General features: G+C 66.2%; 16 protein-coding genes. 7 read left to right on the top strand and 9 right to left on the bottom strand.

All coding sequences use genetic code 11. From position 1 onward, the window contains the following. On the bottom strand, window positions 1-427 hold a 427-nt coding region (locus AC3WQR_RS14560; RefSeq protein WP_492742477.1), incomplete at its 3' end, for a response regulator. A 621-nt stretch (window positions 428-1,048) separates the two neighbouring features. On the opposite strand from AC3WQR_RS14560, the gene AC3WQR_RS14555 reads away from it, so the two are divergent. From AC3WQR_RS14555 to AC3WQR_RS14525, 7 genes are all read left to right on the top strand, one after another. Further along, on the top strand, window positions 1,049-8,704 hold the full coding sequence (locus tag AC3WQR_RS14555) for a tandem-95 repeat protein (protein ID WP_492742476.1): 7,656 nt from the start codon (window positions 1,049-1,051) through the stop codon (window positions 8,702-8,704). A 61-nt stretch (window positions 8,705-8,765) separates the two neighbouring features. After that, a complete protein-coding gene (locus AC3WQR_RS14550) occupies window positions 8,766-10,100 on the top strand; it encodes a TolC family outer membrane protein (RefSeq protein ID WP_492742475.1) in 1,335 nt (444 codons plus the stop codon). Continuing rightward, window positions 10,097-12,289, top strand: coding sequence for a type I secretion system permease/ATPase (locus tag AC3WQR_RS14545; RefSeq protein WP_492742474.1), 2,193 nt, complete (start codon window positions 10,097-10,099; stop codon window positions 12,287-12,289). Before AC3WQR_RS14550 ends, AC3WQR_RS14545 begins: the two co-directional genes overlap by 4 nt. Then, on the top strand, window positions 12,286-13,533 hold the full coding sequence (locus AC3WQR_RS14540; protein WP_492742473.1) for a beta-barrel domain-containing protein: 1,248 nt from the start codon (window positions 12,286-12,288) through the stop codon (window positions 13,531-13,533). The genes AC3WQR_RS14545 and AC3WQR_RS14540 overlap by 4 nt, the downstream gene beginning before the upstream one ends. Before the next feature lie 66 nt (window positions 13,534-13,599). Then, window positions 13,600-14,043: an outer membrane protein assembly factor BamE domain-containing protein gene (gene bamE / locus AC3WQR_RS14535; RefSeq protein ID WP_062479197.1), complete on the top strand. Its 444-nt coding sequence runs from the start codon at window positions 13,600-13,602 to the stop codon at window positions 14,041-14,043. A 23-nt stretch (window positions 14,044-14,066) separates the two neighbouring features. Further along, a complete protein-coding gene (locus tag AC3WQR_RS14530; RefSeq protein WP_307693486.1) occupies window positions 14,067-14,456 on the top strand; it encodes a hypothetical protein in 390 nt (129 codons plus the stop codon). Between the two features lie 105 nt (window positions 14,457-14,561). Next, window positions 14,562-14,732 (top strand): hypothetical protein, encoded by a 171-nt coding sequence (locus tag AC3WQR_RS14525; RefSeq protein WP_157627413.1) that lies wholly within the window; start codon window positions 14,562-14,564, stop codon window positions 14,730-14,732. A 769-nt stretch (window positions 14,733-15,501) separates the two neighbouring features. Here AC3WQR_RS14525 and AC3WQR_RS14520 read toward each other — a convergent pair. From AC3WQR_RS14520 to AC3WQR_RS14485, 8 genes are all read right to left on the bottom strand, one after another. After that, on the bottom strand, window positions 15,502-15,681 hold the full coding sequence (locus tag AC3WQR_RS14520) for a hypothetical protein (RefSeq protein ID WP_492742472.1): 180 nt from the start codon (window positions 15,679-15,681) through the stop codon (window positions 15,502-15,504). Between the two features lie 103 nt (window positions 15,682-15,784). After that, window positions 15,785-16,459, bottom strand: coding sequence for an abortive infection family protein (locus AC3WQR_RS14515; RefSeq protein WP_492742471.1), 675 nt, complete (start codon window positions 16,457-16,459; stop codon window positions 15,785-15,787). A 240-nt stretch (window positions 16,460-16,699) separates the two neighbouring features. Beyond that, a complete protein-coding gene (locus AC3WQR_RS14510; RefSeq protein WP_492742470.1) occupies window positions 16,700-18,175 on the bottom strand; it encodes an MBL fold metallo-hydrolase in 1,476 nt (491 codons plus the stop codon). Window positions 18,176-18,447: 272 nt separating this feature from the next. Further along, a complete protein-coding gene (locus AC3WQR_RS14505) occupies window positions 18,448-19,221 on the bottom strand; it encodes a hypothetical protein (RefSeq protein ID WP_492742469.1) in 774 nt (257 codons plus the stop codon). A gap of 47 nt (window positions 19,222-19,268) precedes the next feature. Next, entirely contained in the window at window positions 19,269-20,021 is a 753-nt protein-coding gene (locus tag AC3WQR_RS14500; RefSeq protein ID WP_492742468.1) for a hypothetical protein, read from the bottom strand. A 470-nt stretch (window positions 20,022-20,491) separates the two neighbouring features. Continuing rightward, window positions 20,492-21,823, bottom strand: a complete 1,332-nt coding sequence (locus AC3WQR_RS14495; protein ID WP_492742467.1) for a sulfatase family protein — start codon at window positions 21,821-21,823, stop codon at window positions 20,492-20,494. A 19-nt stretch (window positions 21,824-21,842) separates the two neighbouring features. Beyond that, entirely contained in the window at window positions 21,843-22,796 is a 954-nt protein-coding gene (locus AC3WQR_RS14490) for a Bug family tripartite tricarboxylate transporter substrate binding protein (protein WP_095949153.1), read from the bottom strand. A gap of 106 nt (window positions 22,797-22,902) precedes the next feature. Continuing rightward, window positions 22,903-23,922: a Bug family tripartite tricarboxylate transporter substrate binding protein gene (locus tag AC3WQR_RS14485; RefSeq protein ID WP_492742466.1), complete on the bottom strand. Its 1,020-nt coding sequence runs from the start codon at window positions 23,920-23,922 to the stop codon at window positions 22,903-22,905. Between the last annotated feature and the right edge of the window lie 3 nt (window positions 23,923-23,925).

The raw sequence follows: 23,925 nt of genomic DNA, 5'->3' as shown, positions 1-23,925 counted from the left end.
GGGCAGGGGCGGTGCGCGCCCTGCGGGATTCCGCCAGCGCCAGGTGAATTTCGACGCGGGCCATCACCTCGGCCGGGTCGAAGGGCTTCACGATGTAGTCGACCGCGCCGGCCCGCAGGCCCGTCAGGCGCTCTTCCAGGCTGGCCGACGAGGTCACGAAGATCACCGGAATGTCCGCCGTGGCCGGGTCGGCCTTCAGCAGGCGGCAGGCGGCAAACCCGTCGGTGCCGCCCAGGCGCACGTCCAGCAGCACCAGGTCCATCTGCAGCGTCGTCGCCCGCCGGTAGCCCTCCATCGCGTCGAAGGCGAGCGTGATGCGGTAGCCGGTGCCCCGCAGCGTTTCCAGCAAGAGCTTGAGTTCGTCAACGTTGTCGTCGACAACCAGCAGATGAGCTCTCCGGGGCTCCGGAGGTGACCAATAGGACATGGAAAGAGGGGGCGCCGGCACCGCGTTGGAACGCTCTGTGGCCGAAACAATGTAACCAAGAAATTAATTTGGTAATCATTGTCACAAGAAATGCAAATTCATCCAATGACCGGTCTTCATTCCTGATCGATTCACCCGCCATTGACGCCCGAGGCCTTAAAAAAGGTGCCGCAGCGAGGGGGTCTGTCAGAGGGGAAACGGGGCGCTGGACAGGGCCCGTTCGGTATTGCAGCAAATAGCCGGGCCGATTCCGTCCATCAAAAGAATTGGACGCTCCGGCAAAAGCCCGTAAGCCAAAAGGCCGCCAGCGCTCGCTTTCCTGACTTGCGAATTGCTGAATTTCTTTGGCCAATCGTGTGAAGTATTCGACATTCACACACGTTTGTGAACAGTTGTACGCCACGGCAAACGCCACGGCCTCTCCGGCAAAAGTCCGGACACCCCCCCGAACCAAGAATCCGGCCCCATGCAAGCGCAAGCCTGCGTGACCCGCGCACCGGGTCTCGCTGGCGAGTCCTCGAGAGCCACCCGCGGCCTTCGAGATTTCCCAACGTGCGACCCGGGCTGTTCGCTGAAAGCGAGGGCTCGCCCGAGGTCCGGAGTCAAGGAGAAAGACCAATCATGGAAGCTGTTTACAAGTCTGGTGGCGCGTCATCCCGCAAAGCGACGGCGGAAGCCCCTCTGGTTCTGGATCGCCCGTCGATCGTCACGCTGAAGATCGCGCCCGAGAGCGTGCTCAAGTTCGAGCGCCGCGGCGACGACCTCGTGCTCGTGCTGCGCGACGGCCAGGAAGTCGCCGTGCGCGGCTTCTTCGCCGAGTACCCCGACGCCGGCCGCAACGACCTCGTGCTCGAGGACGGCGCCGGCGTGCAGTGGTGGGGCCAGTACACCGCGCCCTGGAAAGACTTCCACTTCACCGAGATCGAATGGAACGACGCCGGCGGCGCCTTGCTGCCCGACGGCGTGCCGGGCTGGCTGCTGGGCGCGCTCGGCGTGCTGGGCGTTGGTGCCGCCGCGAGCGGTGGCGGCGGTGGCGGTGGTGGCCCGGCCTTCATCCCGCCGTTGCTGCCCGCGCAGAACCGCGGCCCCGAAGGCAAGGCCGATCCTGTCGTCACCGACCAGGACAAGCCCGTTAGCGGACAAGTGCAGGCGACCGACCCCGACCGTGACACGCTGACCTACACCGTCGCCAAGGGCCCCGAGCACGGCACCGTCACCGTCGATCCGACCACGGGCCAGTTCGTCTACACGCCCAAGCCCGGCTACGAAGGGCCCGACAGCTTCGAAGTGACCGTCAGCGATGGCAAGGGCGGCACCACCACCGTCACGGTGCCCGTGACCGTCTCGCCCGTGAACGACGCGCCCACCGCGCCCGACTACACCGAGACCACGACCGAAGACACGCCCGTGAGCGGCCGCGTGACCGGCAGCGACATCGACAGCGGCGACACGCTGACCTACACGAAGGGCAGCGATCCAGCGCACGGCACGGTGACGGTCAACCCGGATGGCACGTACACGTACACGCCGAACCCGGACTTCCATGGGACGGACAGCTTCACTGTCACGGTGAGTGATGGCCATGGCGGGACGACGACGAGCACGGTGACGGTGACGGTCTCGCCCGTCAACGACGCGCCCGAGGCGCCCGACTACAACGAGACGACGAACGAAGACACGCCGGTCAGCGGCAAGGTCGTCGGCAGTGACGTGGATGGCGACACGCTCACGTACGTGAAGGGCAGCGACCCGGCACATGGCACCGTCACGGTCAACGCCGACGGCACCTACACCTACACCCCGGGTGCCAACTTCCACGGTACGGACAGCTTCACCGTGACGGTGAGCGACGGCCACGGCGGCACGACCACCAGCACGGTGAACGTGACCATCAACCCGGTCAACGACGCGCCGACGGCGCCCAACTACAACCAGACCACGAACGAAGACACGCCGGTCAGCGGCCAGGTCGTTGGCAGCGACGTCGATGGCGACGCGCTGACCTATACCAAGGGCAGCGACCCGGCACACGGCACGGTCACGGTCAACGCCGATGGCACGTACACCTACGTCCCCGGCGCCAACTTCAACGGCACGGACAGCTTCACCGTGACGGTGAGCGACGGCCACGGTGGCACGACCACCAGCACGGTGAACGTGACCATCAATCCGGTCAACGACGCACCGACGGCGCCCAACTACATCGAGACCACGAATGAAGACACGCCGGTCAGCGGCAAGGTCGTCGGCAGTGACGTCGATGGCGACGCGCTGACGTACACCAAGGGCAGCGACCCGGCACATGGCACCGTCACGGTCAACGCTGATGGCACGTACACCTACAACCCGGGTACGAACTTCAACGGCACCGACAGCTTCACCGTCACGGTGAGCGACGGCCACGGCGGCACCACCACCAGCACCGTGAACGTGACCATCAACCCGGTCAACGACGCACCGACGGCGCCTAACTACACCGAGACCACGGACGAAGACACGCCTGTCAGCGGCCAGGTCGTCGGCAGCGACGTCGATGGTGACGCGTTGACCTACACCAAGGGCAGCAATCCTTCGAACGGTGCTGTCACGGTCAATCCCGATGGCACGTACGTCTACACGCCGAACCCGAATTTCCACGGCACTGACACGTTCACCGTCACGGTGAGCGACGGCCATGGCGGCACGACGACGAGCACCATCACGGTCACCGTCGATCCGGTGAACGATGTACCCACGGTGCCCGACTACACCAAGACCACGAACGAAGACACACCCGTCAGCGGGCAAGTGGTCGGCAGCGACGTCGATGGCGACACGTTGACCTACACGAAGGGCAGCGACCCAGCGCACGGCACGGTGACGGTCAATGCCGATGGCACGTACACCTACACCCCAGGTGCTAACTTCAATGGCACCGACAGCTTCACCGTCACGGTGAATGACGGCCACGGTGGTACGACCACCAGCACAGTGAACGTGACCATCAACCCGGTCAACGACGCACCGACAGTCCCCAACTACACCGAGACGACGAACGAAGACACGCCCGTCAGCGGACAAGTGACCGGCAGCGACGTGGATGGCGACACGCTGACTTATGTGAAGGGTAGCGACCCCGCGAACGGCACGGTGACGGTCAACGCGGACGGCACCTATACCTACACCCCGAATGCCAACTTCAACGGCACCGACACGTTCACCGTCACCGTGAGCGATGGCCATGGCGGCACGACGACCAGCACCGTCACCGTCACTGTCGATCCGGTGAACGATGCACCGACAGTCCCCAACTACACCGAGACGACGAACGAAGACACGCCCGTCAACGGCCAGGTCGTCGGCAGCGACGTCGACGGCGACGCGCTGACCTACACCAAGGGCAGTGATCCGGCGCATGGCACGGTCACCGTCAATGCCGACGGCACGTACACCTACGTTCCCGGCGCCAATTTCCACGGCACGGACAGCTTCACCGTCACGGTGAGCGACGGCCACGGCGGCACGACGACCAGCACCATCACCGTCACTGTCGATCCGGTGAACGACGCACCCACGGTGCCCAACTACACCGAGACCACGAACGAAGACACGCCCGTCAACGGTCAGGTCGTCGGCAGCGACGTCGACGGCGACACGCTGACCTACACCAAGGGCAGCGATCCGGCGCATGGCACGGTCACGGTCAACGCGGATGGCACCTACACCTACGTCCCTGGCGCCAACTTCAACGGCACCGACAGCTTCACGGTGACGGTGAGCGACGGTCACGGTGGAACGACCACCAGTACGGTGAACGTGACCATCAACCCGGTCAACGACGCACCGACGGCGCCCAACTACACCGAGACCACGGACGAAGACACGCCTGTCAGCGGCCAGGTCGTCGGCAGCGACGTCGATGGCGACACGCTGACCTACACGAAGGGCAGCGACCCCGCGCACGGCACGGTGACGGTCAACGCGGATGGCACCTACACCTACGTCCCTGGTGTGAACTTCAACGGCACCGACAGCTTCACGGTGACGGTGAACGACGGTCACGGCGGCACCACCACCAGCACCGTCAACGTGACCGTCAACCCGGTCAACGATGCACCGACGGTGCCCAACTACGTCGAGACCACGAACGAAGACACCCCCGTCAGCGGGCAAGTGGTCGGCAGCGACGTCGACGGCGACACGCTCACGTACGCGAAGGGCAGCGATCCAGCGCACGGCACCGTCACGGTCAATCCCGACGGCACGTACACCTACACGCCCGGCGCCAACTTCAACGGCACCGACACGTTCACCGTCACGGTGAGCGACGGCCACGGCGGCACGACCACCAGCACCGTGAACGTGACCATCAATCCGGTCAACGACGCACCGACGGCGCCCAACTACACCGAGACCACGAACGAAGACACCCCCGTCAGCGGGCAAGTGGTCGGCAGCGACGTCGACGGCGACACGCTCACGTACGTGAAGGGCAGCGACCCGGCACATGGCACCGTCACGGTCAACGCCGATGGCACGTACACCTACGTCCCCGGCGCCAACTTCAACGGCACCGACACGTTCACCGTCACGGTGAGCGACGGCCACGGCGGCACGACGACCAGCACCATCACGGTCACCGTCGATCCGGTGAACGACGCCCCCACGGTGCCCAACTACGCCCAGACCACGGACGAAGACACCCCCGTCAGCGGTCAAGTGATCGGCAGCGACGTGGACGGCGACGCGCTGACGTATGCACTGGGCAACGGCCCTGCGCATGGCAGCGTCACGGTCAACGCCGATGGCACCTACACCTACGTCCCCAGCGCGAGCTTCAACGGCACCGACACGTTCACCGTCACCGTGAGCGACGGCCATGGCGGCACGACCACCAGCACGGTGACGGTCACGATCGACCCGGTGAACGACGCGCCGACGGTGCCCAACTACGCCCAAACGACGGACGAAGACACACCCGTCAGCGGCCAGGTCGTCGGCAGCGACGTCGACGGCGACACGCTGACCTACGTGAAGGGCAGCGACCCCGCGAACGGCACGGTCACGGTCAACGCGGACGGCACCTACACGTACACACCCAACGCCGACTTCAACGGCACCGACACGTTCACCGTCACGGTCAGCGACGGCCACGGCGGCACGACCACCAGCACGGTGACCGTGACCATCGACCCCGTCAACGACGCCCCGGTCTTCGTCGACGGCGGCGGCACGCCGGTCGACACGGCCACCGGCTACGTCTTCGGCTACGACGAGAACCGCCCCGCGGGCACCGTGCTCGGCACGGTCCAAGCCACCGACATCGACAGCGCGAACGTCACCTACAGCATCCTCTCGGGCAACGACCAGGGCTACTTCGCCATCGACCCGGTCACGGGCGAGATCAGCCTCACGCCGGCAGGCGCTGCAGCTTTCGTCAACGACTACGAAGCAGGCGCCAACGCGCACGCGCTGGTGATCGGTGCGACCGATGGCACGGCCACGACCACCATCCCCGTCACGCTCAACGAGCAGAACATCAACGACGCACCGACGGTGCCCGACTACGCCAAGACCACGGACGAAGACACACCCGTCAGCGGCAGCGTGGTCGGCAGCGACGTCGACGGCGACACGCTGACCTACGCCAAGGGCAGCGACCCATCGCACGGCACGGTCACCGTCAACGCCGACGGCACCTACACATACACGCCCAGCGCCGACTTCAACGGCACCGACAGCTTCACCGTCACGGTGAGCGACGGCCATGGCGGCACGACGACCAGCACCGTCACCGTGACCATCAACCCCGTCAACGACGCCCCGGTGTTCGTCGACGGCGGCGGCACGCCGGTCGACAGCGCCACCGGCTACGTCTTCGGCTACGACGAGAACCGCACTGCGGGCACCGTGCTCGGCACGGTCCGCGCCACCGACATCGACAGCGCAACCGTCACCTACAGCATCCTCTCGGGCAACGACAACGGCTACTTCGCCATCGACCCGCTCACGGGCGAGATCAGCCTCACGCCGGCAGGCGCTGCAGCCTTCGTCAACGACTACGAAGCGGGCGCCAACGCGCACTCGCTGGTGGTCGGTGCGAGCGACGGCACCATCACGACGAACATCCCCGTCACGCTCAACGAGCAGAACGTCAACGAGGCACCAGAGGCTCCCGACGACACCAAGACCACGGACGAAGACACGCCGGTCAGCGGCCAGATCGTCGGCAGCGACGTCGACGGCGACACGCTCACCTACGTGAAGGGCAGCAACCCGTCGAACGGCACGGTGACGGTGAACCCCAACGGCACCTACACCTACGTTCCCAACGCCAACTTCAACGGCACCGACAGCTTCACCGTCACGGTGAGCGACGGCCACGGCGGCACGACCACCAGCACGGTGACCGTGACCGTCAACCCGGTGAACGACCCGCCCACGGCCACGGCGACCGACGCCGGCATCGTCTCCGAAGGCAGCCTGCCCGGCGGCATTGCGGCGGTGGGCGAGCCGTCGGTGCAATCGACCGGCAAGATCTCCATCGCGGACCCCGACAGCCTGGCGGGCGACCTGTCGGTGTCGCTCAGCGGCCCGACCGGCGTCACCTCCGGCGGCCAGCCGGTGTCGTGGACCTGGGACGCGGGCACGCACACGCTCACGGGCAGCGTCACCGTCGACGGCGTCACCACCCAGGTGATGACCGTGGCCGTGGGCAATGTCACCGCCACGGGCGCGGGGCAGTTCGAGGCGGGCTACACCGTCACGCTGAAGGCGCCGATCGACCACCCGGCGGGCAACGGCGAGGGCGTGTCGAACCTGCACTTCGAGGCCGTGGTGAGCGATGGCCAGCTCAGCGGCGCGCCGGTGGGCTTCAATGTGCCCGTCAAGGACGATGCGCCGGTGCTCGTGAACGGCGAGCAGTCCGTCGACGTGGCACCGATCAACACGAACCTGATGGTGATCCTGGACCTCTCCGGGAGCATGGGCGAGGAGAACCCGACGCGGCTCTCGCGTGCGAAGGAGGCCATCAAGAACCTGATCGACGGCTACGACCTGTACGGCGATGTGCGGGTGCAACTCGTCACCTTCAGCACGACCGGGCAGGCACAACAGGCCTGGATGACGGCGGCCCAAGCCAAGACGCTGGTGCAGAGCCTGCAGGACGGGGGCAGCACCAACTACGACGCCGCCCTGGCTACGGCGATGACCGGCTTCGAGGCCAATGGCAAGCTGCAGGGCGCGCAAAACGTGTCCTACTTCCTCACGGACGGCGAGCCGACCCGGGGGGACGGCAACACCGGCCAGCTCGGGAACAACAGCAACGGCAGCAACACGGCCGACTTCGGTATCCAGGCGGCGGAAGAAGCGATCTGGAAGACCTTCCTCACCAACAACAAGATCAACTCGTTCGCACTGGGTCTCGGGTCCGACCTCTTGCCCGCGGCGCAGGGCATCATCGACCCCATCGCCTACAACGGCAACACCGGCACGAACACCAACGGCAAGATCGTCACCGACACGAGCCAGCTGAACGACATGCTGCAAGGCACGATCAGCGTGCCGCCCACGGTCAGCAACCTGCTGACCGGCGGCCTCGGCGGCTCGTCGGGCTTCGGTGCCGACGGTGGCCATGTGTCCACGCTGACCATCGACGGCACCGTCTACGCCTTCGACAGCAGCACGGGCCTGATGACGAAGACCGGCCCCGCCACCAGCAGCGACTACAGCTACAACCAGGCGACGCACCAGGTCACCATTGCCACCGACAAGGGCGGCAAGCTGGTGGTGGACTTCGACACGGGCGAGTTCAGCTACCAGGTGGCACCGCGCACCACAACCTCGCACAACTACGACGAGACCCTCAGCTACCAGGTGGTCGACCGCGACGGCGATGCGAGCAACGTGGCCACGCAGACGCTGCACGTCAACTACACGCCTGCAGCGGGTGCGGCAGCGCTCTTCACCTCGGCAGACTCGTTGGGCCTGGCCGGCGTCGACGAAGTCACGGTGTCGATCGAGCAGCAACAGCAACCGCACGATGCGCCGCATTTCCCCTTCGGCGACAGCCCGGCGTGGGGCGGGCTGCAGCTGTCCGACATGCTGCAGGGCTTCGGCGCTGTCGAGTCGCTGCATGCACTGTTGCAGGCCGCGTTCCCACCGGCCTTCGGTGGCACGCAGGCGTCTCCCACGGTGCTGTCGCTGGCGTCGTCCGCAGATTCGCTCGCGGCCTACGCACCGCCCGTGGCGCCATCGCTCACCGACGAGCTCCACATGGGCCTCGCGCTTCACCACTGACCGACCGGTGTGCCGGCGCCGCTCGCGGCGTCGGCACCTGGTGGTCTGCACGTCTTCACGCATGCTTGCTTCCCGTCATCTTTCGTCTGCTGCCGCGGGCCTTTTCTTCCTGCTCGCCGGATCGGCGGCGCTTGCGCAAGCGAGCACCGCCGCCCCGCTGGGCATGGCCGAGGCCGTGCGCCTGGCCGCCACCTCGCACCCGACCGTGCGCAACGCCGTCGGCCAGGCGCTGCAGGCGGGCGAGGGCATTGCAGCCGCGCGCTCGGGCTACTACCCGCAGGTCAGCGCCGGCGTCAGCGCGCGCACGGGCAACCGCCAGCTGCAGGCCGACGGTCGCCGCCAGGTGCACCAGGCCTCGCTGTCGGTGACCCAGCTGCTGTACGACTTCGGCAAGGTGTCGAGCGCCGTGAGCGAGGCCGAAGCCTCGGCCACGGCCGCGCGCGCCAAGCTGCTGGTGGCGGTCGACGACGTGGTGCGCGACACCGCGCAGGCATGGATCGAAGTGCATCGCCAGCAGGCGCTCGGCGAAATCGCGCAGGCCCAGGTGAAGGGCGTGCAGTCGCTGGCCGGCCTCGTGGGCGAGCGCCAGGCCAAGGGCGCCACCAGCCAGTCCGACGTGGCGCAGGCGCAGTCGCGCCTGGAGGCCGCGCGGGCCCAGCAACTCAACACCGCGTCGCAGGCCGAGCGCTGGCGCCTGAACCTCATGCACCTGACCCAGGGCCGCACGCCGGCCGGCATCGCCGGCGAAGCGCCCGTGCCGCTCGCGAGCGCTTGCGCCGCGCTGCCGCAGACAGCCTTGCCCGCACCGACCGTGCAGATGGCACAGGCCGAGCGCGACATGGCGCAGGCCGCGCTGCGCGGTGCCGATGCGCAACTGCTGCCCACGCTGTCGCTCAACGCCGCCGTCAACCGGGGGCTCGAATCGGGCGGGCGGCCCGCCGGCCAGTCCGCCAACGAAAGCACGTTCACCGTCAACTTCACCGCGCCGCTGTACGAAGGCGGGCGCAGCCAGGCCCGCCAGCGCGCTGCCGCGCACGCCGTCGAGGCGGCCGAGGCTGCGCTGGGCTATGCCGAGCTCAGCGTGCGCCAGCGGCTCGAAGACGCGCGCGTGCAGTCGCAAGGCCACGCGCTGCGCCTGCCCGTGCTCGCCGCGCGCGTGCACAGCACGCAGCGCACGCGCGACCTGTACCGCGAGCAGTACCTGCAGCTGGGCACGCGCTCGCTGCTCGACCTGCTCAATGCCGAGCAGGAGTTCCACGGCGCGCGCTTCGAGCAGGCCGAGAGCGCGCACGAAGTGCAGCGCCTCGCGGTCGAGTGCCTGTACCAGGCGGGCCGCCTGCGCGAGGCCTTCGGGCTGGTCGATGCGGGCGAGCTCGTTGCCGGAGGCCAGCCATGACCGCCACCACCGTGCCCGAACTGTCCGCCGCGCGCGGCCCCGAGCTGCTCGCCGGCTGGGTCGACGCCGTGCTGGCCGTGGCCGCCCACTACCACCTCGACACCTCACGCGAGCGCATCCGTGGCGCCGCCGCATGGAGCGACCACGAAGACATCGGCGAGCGCGTGCGCCAGATGGCCCGCCAGGCCGGGCTCACCGTGCGCCAGGTCGCGCCGCGCCTGGACACCCTGAGCCCCTGGCGCCTGCCCGTGGTGCTGCAGCTGCGCGACGGGCAGGTGGCCGTGGTCACCGCCATCTCGGCGCAGGGCCTGCGCGTGATGCTGGGTGGCGACCAGGGCGCGGAAACCGTCTGCACCGTGGATGAGCTGCAGCCCGCGCTCGAAGCCATGGCCGTGCTGCGGCCCGCGCAATCGGCACCCGACTCGCGCGTGGACGCCTACATCCGCCCGGTGGAGCCGCACTGGCTGCGCCAGATCGTGCTGGCCGACTGGCGGCCCTATGCGCACATCCTCGTTGCGTCGCTGGCCTACAACCTTATGGCGCTGGCCGGCACGCTGTTCTCGATGCAGGTGTACGACCGCGTCGTGCCCGCGCAGTCGCTGCCCACGTTGCATGTGCTGTTCGGCGGCGTGCTGCTGTCGATCGCGTTCAGCTGGGTCATGCGCGGCGCGCGCATGCGCATCACCGACGTGGTGGGCAAGCGCGCCGACCTGCGCATTTCGGACCGCGTGTTCGGCCACGCGCTGCGCGTGCGCGGCTCGGCGCGCCCGCGCGCCACCGGCACCTTCATCTCGCAGCTGCGCGAGCTGGAGCCCGTGCGCGAAATGCTCACGTCGACCACCGTGGCGGCCGTGGCCGACCTGCCGTTCTTCTTCGTGTTCTGCGTGCTCTTCTGGTTCATTGCCGGCTGGCTCGTGCTCGTGCCGCTGGCCGCGTGCGTGCTGCTGATCGTGCCCAGCCTGCTGGCGCAACCGCGCCTGCGCGCGCTGGCCCAGACGGGCATGCGCGAGTCGTCGCTGCGCAACGCCATGCTGGTCGAGGCCGTGCAGGGCATCGACGACATCAAGGGGCTGCAGGCCGAGCCGCGCTTCCAGAACCAGTGGAACCACTACAACGCCGTCAACGCCGACTCGGGCCTGCAACTGCGCGCGCTGCTCAACACCCTGAGCAACTGGACGCAGACCGTGCAGGGCGCCGCCTTCGCCTTCGTCGTGTTCTTCGGCGCGCCGCTCGTGATGGACGGCCACATGAGCACCGGCGTGCTCGTGGCCGCATCGATCCTGTCGACCCGCATGCTCGCGCCGCTGGCCGGCGTGACGCAGGTGCTCAACCGCTGGCAGCAGGCCAAGGTGGCCGGCGAGGCGCTCGACCAGCTCATGAAGCTCCCGGTCGACCACCCGCCCCACGAGACCCGCGTGCACCGGCCCGCCGTGCAGGGCGACTACGCGCTGCGCGACGCCGTCTTCAGCCACGACGGCCAGACCACCGCGCTGCACGTGAAGGCGCTGCACATCGGCGCCGGCGAACGCATTGCCGTGCTCGGGCGCAACGGCGCGGGCAAGTCGACGCTGCTGCAGGCGCTGTCGGGCCTTATCGAGCCGCGCGCCGGCAGCGTGCTGCTCGACGGCGTGTCGATGGCCCACATCGACCCCGCCGACGTGCGCCGCGACGTGGGCCTGCTCGGGCAGGACGCACGCCTGTTCCACGGCACCCTGCGCGAAAACCTGCAGATGGGCACCCCCCACGCCACCGACGCCGAGCTGGTGGCGGCGCTGCAGGCCACCGGCGCCTGGGCCTTCGTGCGCCGCCTGCCCACCGGGCTGGACCATCCGCTGCTCGAAGGCGGGCGCGGCCTCTCGGGCGGACAGCGCCAGAGCCTGCTGCTCGCGCGGCTCATGCTGCGCCGCCCTGGCGTGCTGCTGCTCGATGAGCCCACCGCCTCGCTCGACGAAGTGGCCGAGCGCGAAGTGATCGAACAACTGCGCGCGCTGCCCGCCGGCCGCACGCTGGTGCTGGCCACGCACCGCCCGGCCGTGCTCGAGACGGTCGACCGCATCCTCGTGGTGGACGGCGGCGCCGTCGTGCTCGACGGCCCGCGCGAGCAGGTGATGGCGCGGCTGCGCCAGGGCGCGGTCGCCTCGCGCGAGGCGATGGCCTCCGCAGGCCGCAGCAAGGAGGGGCAGGCATGAACGCCGTGACATTGACCAAGGCGCAGGTGCAGGCCGCCGCGCAGGCACCCGTCGTATCCACCGCCACCGTGTGGGGCCCCGGCGGCGCCGACGACTTCGACGAAGCCCGCGCCAGCGGCTCCGCGCGCGTCGTGTGGTTCATCGCGCTCTTTCTGCTCGCCTTCTTCGTGTGGGCCTGGGTCTTCGAGATCGACGAGGTGTCCAGCGGCATGGGCAAGGTGATTCCCAGCTCGCGCGAGCAGCGCATCCAGTCGCTCGAAGGCGGCATCCTGGCCGAGCTGCGCGTGCACGAAGGCCAGATCGTCGAGAAGGGCCAGGTGCTCGCGCAACTCGACCCCACGCGCGGCGAATCGAACGTGGAAGAAACCGCCGCGCGCTACCGCGCCGCCCTGGCCAGCAGCGTGCGCCTGCGCGCCGAGGTGCAAGGGCAGGGCAGCCTGCAGTTCCCCGCCGAACTGAAGGCCTACGCGCAACTGGTCGATTCCGAAAGCGCGCTCTTCCGCTCGCGCCAGGGCAGCCTGCGCGACACCGTGTCCGGCCTGGGCCAGGCGCTCGCGCTCGTGCGCAAGGAGCTCGACATCACCCGCTCGCTGCAGGTGAGCGGCGCGGCCAGCAACGTCGAGCTCATCCGCCTGCAACGCCAGGCCGCCGACCTGGAGCTGAAGATTGCCGAGGCACGCGCCAACTACATGGTGCGCAGCCGCGAAGAGCTGGCCAAGGCCGATGCCGAGGTCAAGTCGTTGTCGTCCGTGGTGCGCGGGCGCGCCGACTCGCTCGAGCGGCTCACCCTGAACTCGCCCGTGCGCGGCATCGTCAAGAGCCTGCAGGTCACCACCATCGGCGGCGTCGTGCCGCCCAACGGGTCGCTGCTGACCCTGGTGCCGCTGGACGACCAGCTGCTGGTCGAGGCGCGCATCTCGCCGCGCGACATCGCCTTCATGCGGCCCGGGCAGGAGGCGCAGATCAAGATCACCGCCTACGACTACGCCGTGTACGGCGGCCTCAAGGGCCGCGTGGTGACCATCGCGCCCGACACCCAGCGCGACGAGGTCAAGCCCGAGATCGTGTACTACCCCGTGCTCGTGCGCACCGACTCCGACGCACTCACCGACAAGGCCGGCCGCCGCATGCCCATCGTGCCCGGCATGGTGACCACCGCCGACATCCGCACCGGCCGCAAGACCGTGTGGGACTACCTGACCAAGCCGCTGAACAAGGCGCGCGAAGCCATGCGCGAGCGCTGACCCGCGCGCGCCCATTTCTCCCAGCAAACCCATCCGTCACCCATCCGACCCAAGAGGACGCTAGCCATGAAAACCACCCCGCACGCATCCCCCGCCGCTGCCGCCTTCGTGCTCGCCGCCGCGCTGCTCGGCGCCGCCGCTCCTGCGGTGGCCCGCGACAACCCCGTGGACCCCGTGAGCAACCCCGACAAGCTCGACTACCGCGACGTCGAGGCGCGCCGCCCCGACTTCAAGGAACCCTTTCTGCGCGACGGCGTCGTGTCGCGGCCCGAGCGCTTTCGCGAGATCAAGCCCGGCCTCAACCAGGCCCAGGTGCTCGCCGTGCTCGGGCAGGCGCTGAAGCAGCAGCGCGGCGCGCTCGGCACCGAGTGGGACTACCACTTCAAGTTCCAGATGCCCCAATCGGCCAACTACCTCGTGTGCCAGTACAAGGTCGTGTTCGACGACAGCCAGGCCGTGCGCAGCGCCGTGTGGCGCCGCCGCCAATGCCTGGACCTGCTGCCGCGCTGAGCCGCAACGCCGGCCCGCAGCCCATGCCTCGCGATTCCACGCGCGCCCCCCGTCCCTACGAGGCCTTCGTGTACGGCAACTCCGCCGACGAGCCCACGCGGCTGGCCGAGCGTTGCCTGGAGGTGATCGAGGGCACGCTGAAAAGCGTCGACCGCGTCGTGGCCTGCCTGCGCGCGGCCGAGCTGGAACACGGCATCGGCATCGCCGCCATGACCCGCGCGCAGATCGCCGACGCCGCCGAGTGGCACCGCGCCAAGCTGCAGGGCCTGCTGGCCGTGAAGCTGCAGCTCACGAACCGCGGCGGCGACATTCATCTGGTGGACGACCTGCATCTGGTCGTGCGGCTCAAGTCGCGCCTCACCGCGCCCGGTGGTTTTCTGCCGGAGCTGTACCACCTCATGCCCCATGGCTGACCTGGACGACGCGGCCCTCGCGGTGGATGCGGTCCGCTGCATGGGGCGTTGTCTTCTTCTGGCGTTGAACGACGACGCCCACACGGCCGCCCCGGGAGTCGCGCCGTGATCCGCCGCACCAAGCGCTTTCGCAAGAACCTCTACCGGCTGAGCGACGTGGCGCTGTGGCTGCTCCTTGCGCTCTTCCTTGCGCTGGCGGCCGACGCGCTGCCGGCCCGAGGTGTCAGCCAGGATCATCACGACAGCGAAGCCGAGCGCGCCACGCACGCGCACTAGCTGGCGGCCGGCCCCGAGCCGGGTCTTGCTTCGCCTCGTCTCGCCTCCGCTGAAGCAGAAAAACCGGGGCACCTCAGATATCTCGTCGATTCGAGAAATCGTCGACGAATTCTTTTCTCTTGCGCGGCTTCGCTTCTCTACAGTGAATGCCCCCGCGATAAGACGGCCCGCTGTAGCGGCCGACGAACCCTGTGAAAGGAACGCCTTCTCCCCAGACATTCATTGATGGATCGATCGATTGATTCGTGCGAGCGAATGAACCGCCTTGCCTCACGGCGGGTGTCGATGCGGCTTTGTGAAGCGGCGACACGAATGTGAGGCACAAAAGGCGACGGCCAGGGTGCGTGAACACCCTGACCGTCTAACCACATGACGTGCACAACTTTTCAGGAAAGCACACCAAATGGCTGATCGAATTATGGCCGGGCGCTCAACGCCCAAATCTCCCCGCCGCACACGCGGCGCGACCCCTTCGTCCACCCCCACAGGCGAAGACGCCCGAGACCTTCTCGAAATCAAACTGGCCCAGCTGAACTCCCTGCTGTGGTGCTGCTACGGCGACGGCAACGGATGGTTCGAAGAAGCTGGGGAGAAACACCGGGATCACATGCTGTGGATTGCGGCGGATTTGGCGCGGGAGGCGGAGAGGTTGTTGGGGGAGAGTGGGAGGGGGTAGGGAATTGGTTGCCCGGCCGCCGCGTCTTTGTGGCCGGCGGCGGGTCACTCTCCCATACCCTGCAACGCGGCAAAGGAGGGCGGGTGTTGCCGGTTACTGGACCAGGCCGAGCGGAACCTTGCTTGTGTTCTTCAGGTCCTTGGGCGCCGCGCTGGCTATGTACTCGCAGATGTTCTCGGCCTTGTCGTGCGGAGCGACGACTACAAAGCTGAAGACGTCGTTCCCCTTGTTCACGTCGCCAACGCAGTAGTCCGAGATCACTGACCATGGCATGCCAGCTGGATAGCGAGCGAACCACTGCTTCAGCTGCAATCGCGTTGTCGCAGTGGCTTGGACTAAGACGGGAAGCAGGTCAATCATGGCCCAATGGTAGAGACTACCTTCCGTTTGTCGCCAACTTTGCGAGCAAGTAGCTGGCGACCGTGCCAACAGACTCAATCGCTGCCTTGGCCTCGGCATCTGTGAGCGTCGGTAGCCATGGGCGGCCGTGGCCAGAGCCTTGCTTGTTCCGGACGCGGTTAACACCGAGCGCAGTTGCGAACAGGCCCCGCTCCATCGCGCGGACAGGCGACTCGCCCTGAACCTCAGGCATCTCCGGCACTGCAAGGTCTAGCGCAATGAAGGCCATGCCCAATAAGGCCTGAAAGTTGGCACCTGCGGGATAGCCGCCCCGTATTGTCATGAGCACGTGGGCAGCAGTGGCCTCAAGCAGGTCCTTACCTGTTCCAGCCACAAGAGCCGCATCGTCGGCGCCTCGCTGTGCGCGCCGCGCGTAGCCCAAAAGCGCGTCCGTCAGCTCTGGGCCACGAAGAGTTGTGAGTACTTTCGGGGCAAGCGTCCCGTCGTCAGCGAGGACAAAGCCAACGCTGTCGCAGGCCGACTTGGCGTTCGCAATCGCCTCGGCGCCAACGAAGTTGGGTGCACCAACGCGGAAGCCGCCACACGCACGAATCTTTCCCAGGAGACCTATGGCGAATTGCGAAGCGGCGGTGGGATTGGCTGTCATCGCCTCGTACAGCACAGCCCTGACCCGCTTGGCCTTTCCGATCAACTGTCCCTATTGCTTGGGATCGAAGGTCGTCAGCCCGGACGCATTGACTTGAAATTCGATGTCCGAATGCGATGGCTCTCGATAGCTTCCGCCATTCCCCGAGTCGTCTACTAACTGGGAAAATGCGTGTACGACCGTGTCAGTAACAGGAATGTTCGGCATAGCGTTTTTCCATAGGGGAGAAAGCGCACATATCGGCCCGCTTACTGGCGACTAGACGCATCGGAGTGCATTTGAAGGTCATGGAGCGATGGGCACCCAGCCCCATATGAACTCTCGGAACCCTAGCGCCCATTTTTCCGTTATCACCCACAGGTATCCGTTTCTCTTGCGGACCGCTGTGAGCACCTCTTCCCGAGGGTGCCCGTATCGGTTCTTGGTTCCGACGGAGATCACAGAATGAATCCCGGCGCGATCATTCAGCCCCGGGTTGTAAAAGGCAGGGCCGCGCACGGGTGCAGCGCCATGATGCGGAAGTAGGACGGTCTGGACGCGAGGTAGCTCAATCGCGTAGTGCACTGAGAAATCTGCCCAGACGTCGGGTTCCCCGAGAAGTGCGTCCCCGGTCCCCAGCCACCCCACCTCGTCGGGTTCATCGCCGTACCACCAGTGAGGCACATGCCCCTCGAAAGGCGGCAATACGTCGTACCGGAGGTAATCTGGTGCATCGCCCAGATACCGAGGGCCGCTAAAGAGCGCCAAGGAGATCAGGTTGGGAACATGGTCAGGGGCGATTTCCAGCGTTGCCGACGTGCCGAGTTGACGGAAGGCTTCGATGTAGGCGTCGAGGGCTGCATCTCGATTCGTCTTGCTCTTGAGCCAGGCGCAAACTGTGGTCGCGCCGTTGGGCTGAGTCAGCGCGTCCAAGGGGAATCCGACTGCATCCAGGAAGCTCCAGATGTAGAAGAGCATTTCGTCCGACACTTGGTGATTCCAGAAGCGCAACCGCCAGATGAAATCACCTGATGCCTCAAGGCGGGCGTCTTCTGAGTGGTCCAGGTCTGCGTCCATGGGGCCGCCGCTGTGCGCCTTCATCACTTCCATTGCTCTAGGGTAGGGCGATGGCTGCGCCGGACCTTCGCTCGAAGGGCTGTACTCGTCGAGGGCCGGCTTCCTTGGTAGCTCAGGGTCACCAGGAAGATTCGGGTTGTCTCTCGTCGGACCTCCTCTCACGCGCGTGACGGGAATGCCCCAAAGGTCACCACCATTTGCCACAGAGAAGAGCTGTTCTAAGTATTCCTCGTTGATGGATTTGGCCTGCCGCGCGATCTCCAGTGCCAGCTCAACGGGGGAAAGGTAAGGCGCATAGACCCGCTTGACCTCAAACTTCGCTGCGAGCAACTCAGCACCGTTGATGTGGTCATAGTCGTAGTGCGAAAGAACCAACGCATCAATTACACCGACCAACTCGATGGCGCCAGCTACGACCCTGGGCTCATACCGAGGCTCATACGAATCCACGGCGATTCTGACTGCTGGACTGCGCCACCAGCTCTGCAGGGCGCCGCAGTCATAGACATAGTCAAAGCGATAGCGACCTGATGGGCGCGTCAGTGTGACGCTGGCAGAGTGAAAGGCGCCTTGCCCGACTGCGTGCTGAGTTCTGACGTGCTCAAGATCTACTTGCATGCGTTCCCCTGGTGAACGGTGGCTGGTTAATAAGGGGCTGATCGGGTGATCGCTGACATCCGACCGATCCAGCGGCAGAGTGGTCATCCGCCTGGGTAGGCCTTGGATGATCGGTACCACCGTGATCACATGCTGCGGATTGCCGCGGATCAGGCTGGGGAGGCAGAGAGGTTGTTGGGGGAGAGTGAGAGTAGAGGAGGTAGAGGGCTGGTCAACCGCCGTGTCTTCACGAAAGGCCGCGGGTTGCTTTTTCCATGCCCTTCAACGCGGCAGTAGTCGAGCGCCGCCGCCTTGAAACGATAGAAGACCTTGGTGTGCTGCGTAGGCGTGGGCTTTCTGAATCCATGACTCGACTGGCGCTACATCAGCTCAAAGGGTGATAGGACTCCTGCTAGGTGGTCTGGATGCTTTTCGTCGACAACCAGCCAGAGCATTGGCCCATTCTTCACCTGCGCTTTTTGCAAGATGTCCTCGATGCTCATCGTCGCGCGGAGAACGTCTTTGTCGAGGACTTCGATCATCCCCATGCCCGCCTCCTTGGCCTCCTGAATGGTGAGGCCCAGGCGTGCTTTTTTTTGGTCAATTTTGCTCAGAAACTTTGCCAGCCCCAACTCGGAAATCAGCCACCATGACGTGCCGATTCGTACTGGTAGGAAAGAAAATGAATGCATCAGCATCAGTTGCCTTGCATGGGCGACCACCTGCCAATGCGCGACCGTTACGGGGGAGGTAACCATTAGGTTGCCCACAGTGCGTACAACTTCAGCCATCAGGGCCTCCTCCAGTCCGATACACAGCTCGATGGCCGCTTCCGTTGCGTGACGTGCGTAGGCACCGATGTGCATAGCATCATTGCGCGCCGTTTGTACTGTTTTGTAGAGTGCTTCGAAGTGTTTGAATCTTGATGGTTGCTTTGTCGCGAGGTCATTTAGGACGGGCGAAAGTAACGCATACGCAGCGATTCGATCTTTGTATTTTTCTAGCGTACTTTGCTTGCCAAGTAGTCGGAGTCCGAGAGCCTCCAACGCGAAGCAGATGGCACCGAAGCCTTCTGCATCTGCGAGTGCTGCGTATCGGGCAGTGCGAAATTGGTCGCGGTAGTGAACGCATTCCTCGGGTTCGAGCCAGCGCATGGGGGATGGCGCTTGGTGTGGATTTGACGGTGCCGGCGACTTCGCCATCAGGTGTGCACCAACGCTTGCCGTACGTCCGCCGTGAGCCGAGCCCGTGAAAAAACGTCTAGGGCTCTCTGACCTGAGAGCATGCCGCTCAAGAAGAACTGCGCCCCGGGCAGCTCTTCCCAGAAGTACGTTCGCCCTCGATCTTCAGTTTTCAGTCCAAGGCCCTCGAGCGCGAGATGGCTAGCTCCGGCATTAACAATGACTATCGTCTTGGGCGCCATCGCCTTCAGCGTATGCTGGAACAGTTGGAACTGCTCCTTGGCGATGGGGGGTAGCTCCGAAAACCGCTTGCCGTAGGCCGCGTGCACGTCCGCTTGCGTGGTGTGGCGCACGACGAACATGTCGATGTGTCCATGGCTTCTTGCCTCGGCCTCTTCGGCGAAATCCTGCAGCGGTCGGAAGTAGGGGGCGTACTCCGCTCTGGCTGTCTTTTCAAAGCGAAGGATGTCTTGGACGCGCCGTGCAAGCATGTCTTCATCCAGTTCAGCGTCCCATTCGAATGGGTTTACACCTTCGACGATACCGCTCTCTGCGTTGGCCCAGATGCGTCGCACGGCACCCTGTGAGAATGACGGATTCATCCCCACAAACAGGATGTCGACGCCGATGCGATATTCGTCAAGCAACAGCGGCATCAAGGTCATACCCGGTGCTTGCGGGTACTGGTGCGCGTACACGCGCCAGATGCGCAGCGCCTCGCGCGTGCAGTGCTCTTGCAGGGCCGCTTCGGACTGTGTCGTGTTCGTGCTCAAGTAGTCCCACCTGTAGTGACAGTTCGCCCGGATTATCAGGCGCTGCCTGCGAAAGTGCTACCGCATTCCACTTGGAGATCGAAGCGCGTAAAAGAAGCCAGCGGCCGCTGTACCACGCCCGAGCGACACGAGCGACACGAGCGACACGAGCGACACGAGCGCACAAGGCCGTGACTGCACGTTCATGGGGAATCGAACTGCGCGACCAGCAGCTTCTCCAGCCGATCGCGTTCCGCCTATGCAGTCACCGCGTCAGCGTGTGCGCGCGTGGCGCTCATGCGCGTTGCTTTCTGCCACTTCTCGTGGTTCGGCGACCGGAACGTTCGCATCTAACCTGGAGCAGGCACTCGGGCCGCAGACATCGATCGACTGCAACCAGTCTGAGACGGCCACCTAAGCACTGCTGGTGGCAGTACTTGGGGGGCGGGGACTAAATGTCTTACTGACGATAGATTTCCTGCCGTCGCTCCTTACCTCTGCGGCATATCCCTAACCGAGTACCCCAAACTAACAGTCGCATCCTCCGGAATCCCCGGCATGGTCGCATTCCACGCCTGCCACTGCGCCCGCATCGCCTCCAGCCGCTGCGGCTCCTTCTCCCCCAGGTTCGCGCGTTCGCGCTCATCGGCCGGAATGTTGAACAGGTACTCGTTGCCGTCGACCTTCAGGTACTTCCAGTCGCCGTCGCGCATGGCTTCCTGGCCGCGGTGGTTCATGCGCCAGTGCAGGGGGCGGCGGAAGGTGTGGGTGGCGTCTTTCAGCACGGGCATGAGCGACACGCCATCGAGCGGGTACGCCGCGTCGGCCTTCACGCCGGCGGCGTCGAGCATGGTGGCCGACCAGTCCATGGTCATGCACAGCTGGGTGCTCTCGCCGCCCTTGGCGATCACCTTGGGCCAGTGCGCAATCCATGGAACGCGGATGCCGCCTTCGGTCAGGTCCATCTTGCCGCCGACCAGCGGCCAGTTGTCGGAGAAGCGTTCGCCGCCGTTGTCGCTGGTGAACACGACGAGGGTGTTGTCGGCCATGCCGTGCTTCTCGAGCGCGGCCATGATCCAGCCGATGCCCTCGTCCATGTGATGGATCATGCGGCGGTACACATGGATGTTGCCGCCCGACAGGTCGAACAGGTTGTCCTTTACGAGCGGTGCCTTGTCGGCGTCGTCGCGGGTTTCCCACGGCCAGTGGGGCGCGGTGTAGTGCAGGCTGAGGAAGAAGGGCGCTTCTTGCGTGGCCATGCGCTCGACGTAGTCGACGGCGCGCTTGGAGAGCACGTCGGTCAGGTAGCCCTCGTCGTCTTTGTGCTCTTCTTCGCCGTACCAGAGGTCGTGGCGGCCGGCCGAATCGCAGTGGGTGAAGTAGTCGACACCGCCCGACATGGGGCCGAAGAATTCTTCATACCCCGAGCGCAGCGGGCCGAAGCTGGGCGGGTAGCCCAGGTGCCACTTGCCGATGAGCGCGGTCTTGTAGCCGCTGTCTTTCAGCAGCGACGGCAGGGTGGGGTGCTCGGTGGGCAGGCCCAGGGTGGTGCTGCCGCGGCTTCGGCTGTTGATGGGCTCTTCGGCCGCGCCGCGCAGGCGGTACTGGTAGCGCGCGGTGATCATCGCGAAGCGCGTGGGCGAGCACACGGGCGAGTTCGAGTAGCCCTGCGTGAGCTTCAACCCGTTGGCGGCCAGGCCGTCGAGCACGGGCGACACGCGGCCAAAAGGCGCCTCGCGGCCGCCGTAGCAGCCGAGGTCGGCATAGCCGAGGTCGTCGGCCACGATGAAGATGATGTTGGGGCGGGTGCTGCGTGTCGTCATAGGTCGGAAGGTTTTTCGATCAGGGCTGGTAGCCGGATTTCTGCACCACGGGCGCCCACTGCGCCTTGTAGGCCTTGAGCATCGCGGCGGTCTGCGCCTGGGTGCTCACCACCGGCGTCATGCCGGCGTCCTTGAACTTGCGTTGGGTGTCGGGGTCTTGCATCACGGCGTGGATGGTGGTGGCCAGGCGTTCGACTTTCTCCTTGGGCATGCTGGCCGGCGCGAAGAAGGTGTTCCAGCCGGTGGCGGCGAGGTCGAGGCCGGCTTCCTTGAAGGTCGGAATGGTGGGCGCGAAGGGCGAGCGCTTTTCGCCCGACAGCGCCAGGATGCGCAGCTTGCCGGCGGTGTGCTGCGGCAGCACGACGTCTTCGGTGTCGACGGCAATGGGCACCTGGCCGCCGATCAAGTCATTCAGCAGCGGGGCGGAGCCGCGGTAGCCAATCACCTGGGTCTGCACCTTGGCCTTCTCGCCCACCATGAGGCCGAAGAAGTGCGGCAGGCTGCCGGTGGCGGGCACGCCCACGTTGGCCTGCTGCGGGTTGGCGCGCATCCATGCGAGCAAATGGTTCAGCTCGCGCACGGGCAGGGTGGGCGACACGGCCAGCGCAAAGTCGTAGGCGTTGACGTGCGACACGGGCACGAAGTCGCGCTCGGCGTCGTAGCCGTTGTCCTTGAAGACGAGCGGCGCCACCACCATCACGGCGGGGTTGGCGAGCATCAGCACGTTCTGGTTGGCGGGCGTGGCCTTGGCCTGCTGCGCGGCCAGGCGGCCGCCCGCGCCGGGCTTGTTGTCGACGATCACGGGCACGCCGAGCTGGGCCGCGAGCTTGTCGCCCACGATGCGCGCCACGCGGTCGGTGGCGCCGCCGGGCGCGTAGCCGACGACGATGCGCAGCGGGCTGTCGAGTGCGGCTTGGGCGGCCTGTGCGCGCGCGAGCGTGGGGGCGGCGATGGCCGCCACGAGGCCGGCCATGGCCAGCACGGCGGCGAGGCGGCGTCGGGCCGGGTTGAAGGAAGAGGCGAAAGCGGGGAGGGCGCGCGGGATCATGAAGGGTGTGTCCTTGTTGTCGATCGGTCGGTCAGTCATTGGCCTGGAAGTTCACGGCCTTCATGATGCCGGCCCAGCGGGCAATGTCTTCGCGCATGGTCTTCACGAGCGCTTCGGGGCCGTCGGCCACGGGGTACATGCCGTTCTGCAGCAGCAGCTGGCGCACCTCGCGCGAGTTCACGGCGCGGATGATTTCGGTGCGCAGTTTCTCGGCAGTGGCCGCCGGCGTCTTCAGCGGCGCGTAGTAGGCGAACCACGCGGTGGCCACCACGTCCTTGTAGCCGCTCTCGACGAAGCTGGGCAGCTGCGGCATGAGCGGCGAGCGCTTGTCGCCGCTGGTGGCCAGCACCTTCACGCGGCCGGTGGGCAGCATCTGTTGCGCGCCGCCGATGGTGTCGAAGTACACGGGCACGGTGCCGCCCATCACGTCCTGGCGCGCGGGTGTGGAACCGCGGTAGGGCACGTGCACCATCTTCAGGCCGGCCGCGCGGTTGAGCATTTCGCCCAGAAAGTGCGAGGGCGTGCCGGCGCCGTACGAGCCGAAGCTCACCTTGTCGCCCTGCGCCTTGGCCCAGGTGATGAACTCGGCCAGGGTGTTGGCGGGCACGTCCTTGTGCACGGTGAGCGCCAGCTCGAAGCGCGCGGCGTTCACCAGCGGCACGAAGTCCTTGATGGGGTCGTACGACAGGTTGCGGTAGGCGCTGGGGAACATGGTCATCATGCTCGCGGTGCCCAGCAGCAGGGTGTGGCCGTCGGGCGGCGCGGTCTTCACGGCGTCCACGGCAATGCGGCCGGCCGCGCCCGAGCGGTTGTCGATGATGAGTGGGCCGAGCGAATCGCGCACCTGGTGGGCAATGGCGCGGGTCAGCACGTCCTGCGTGCCGCCGGCGGGCACACCGATGAGCACCTTGATCGGCTGGCCGGGGGTGAAGGCGGCGGGTTGCTGCTGCTGCGCGAACGCAAGCGGTGCGAAGGACGCAAGGGGTGCAAGGGCCAGCCCGCCAAGGGTGGTCAGGGTGCGGCGGCGGGTCGGGTCGGGAAGCTGGGGCATCGT

Source organism: Variovorax sp. FW305-3-2-15-B-LB1, from assembly GCF_058787635.1.
The sequence above is the reverse complement of the archived record's forward strand: the minus strand, read 5'-3'. Positions and strand labels throughout refer to the sequence as shown.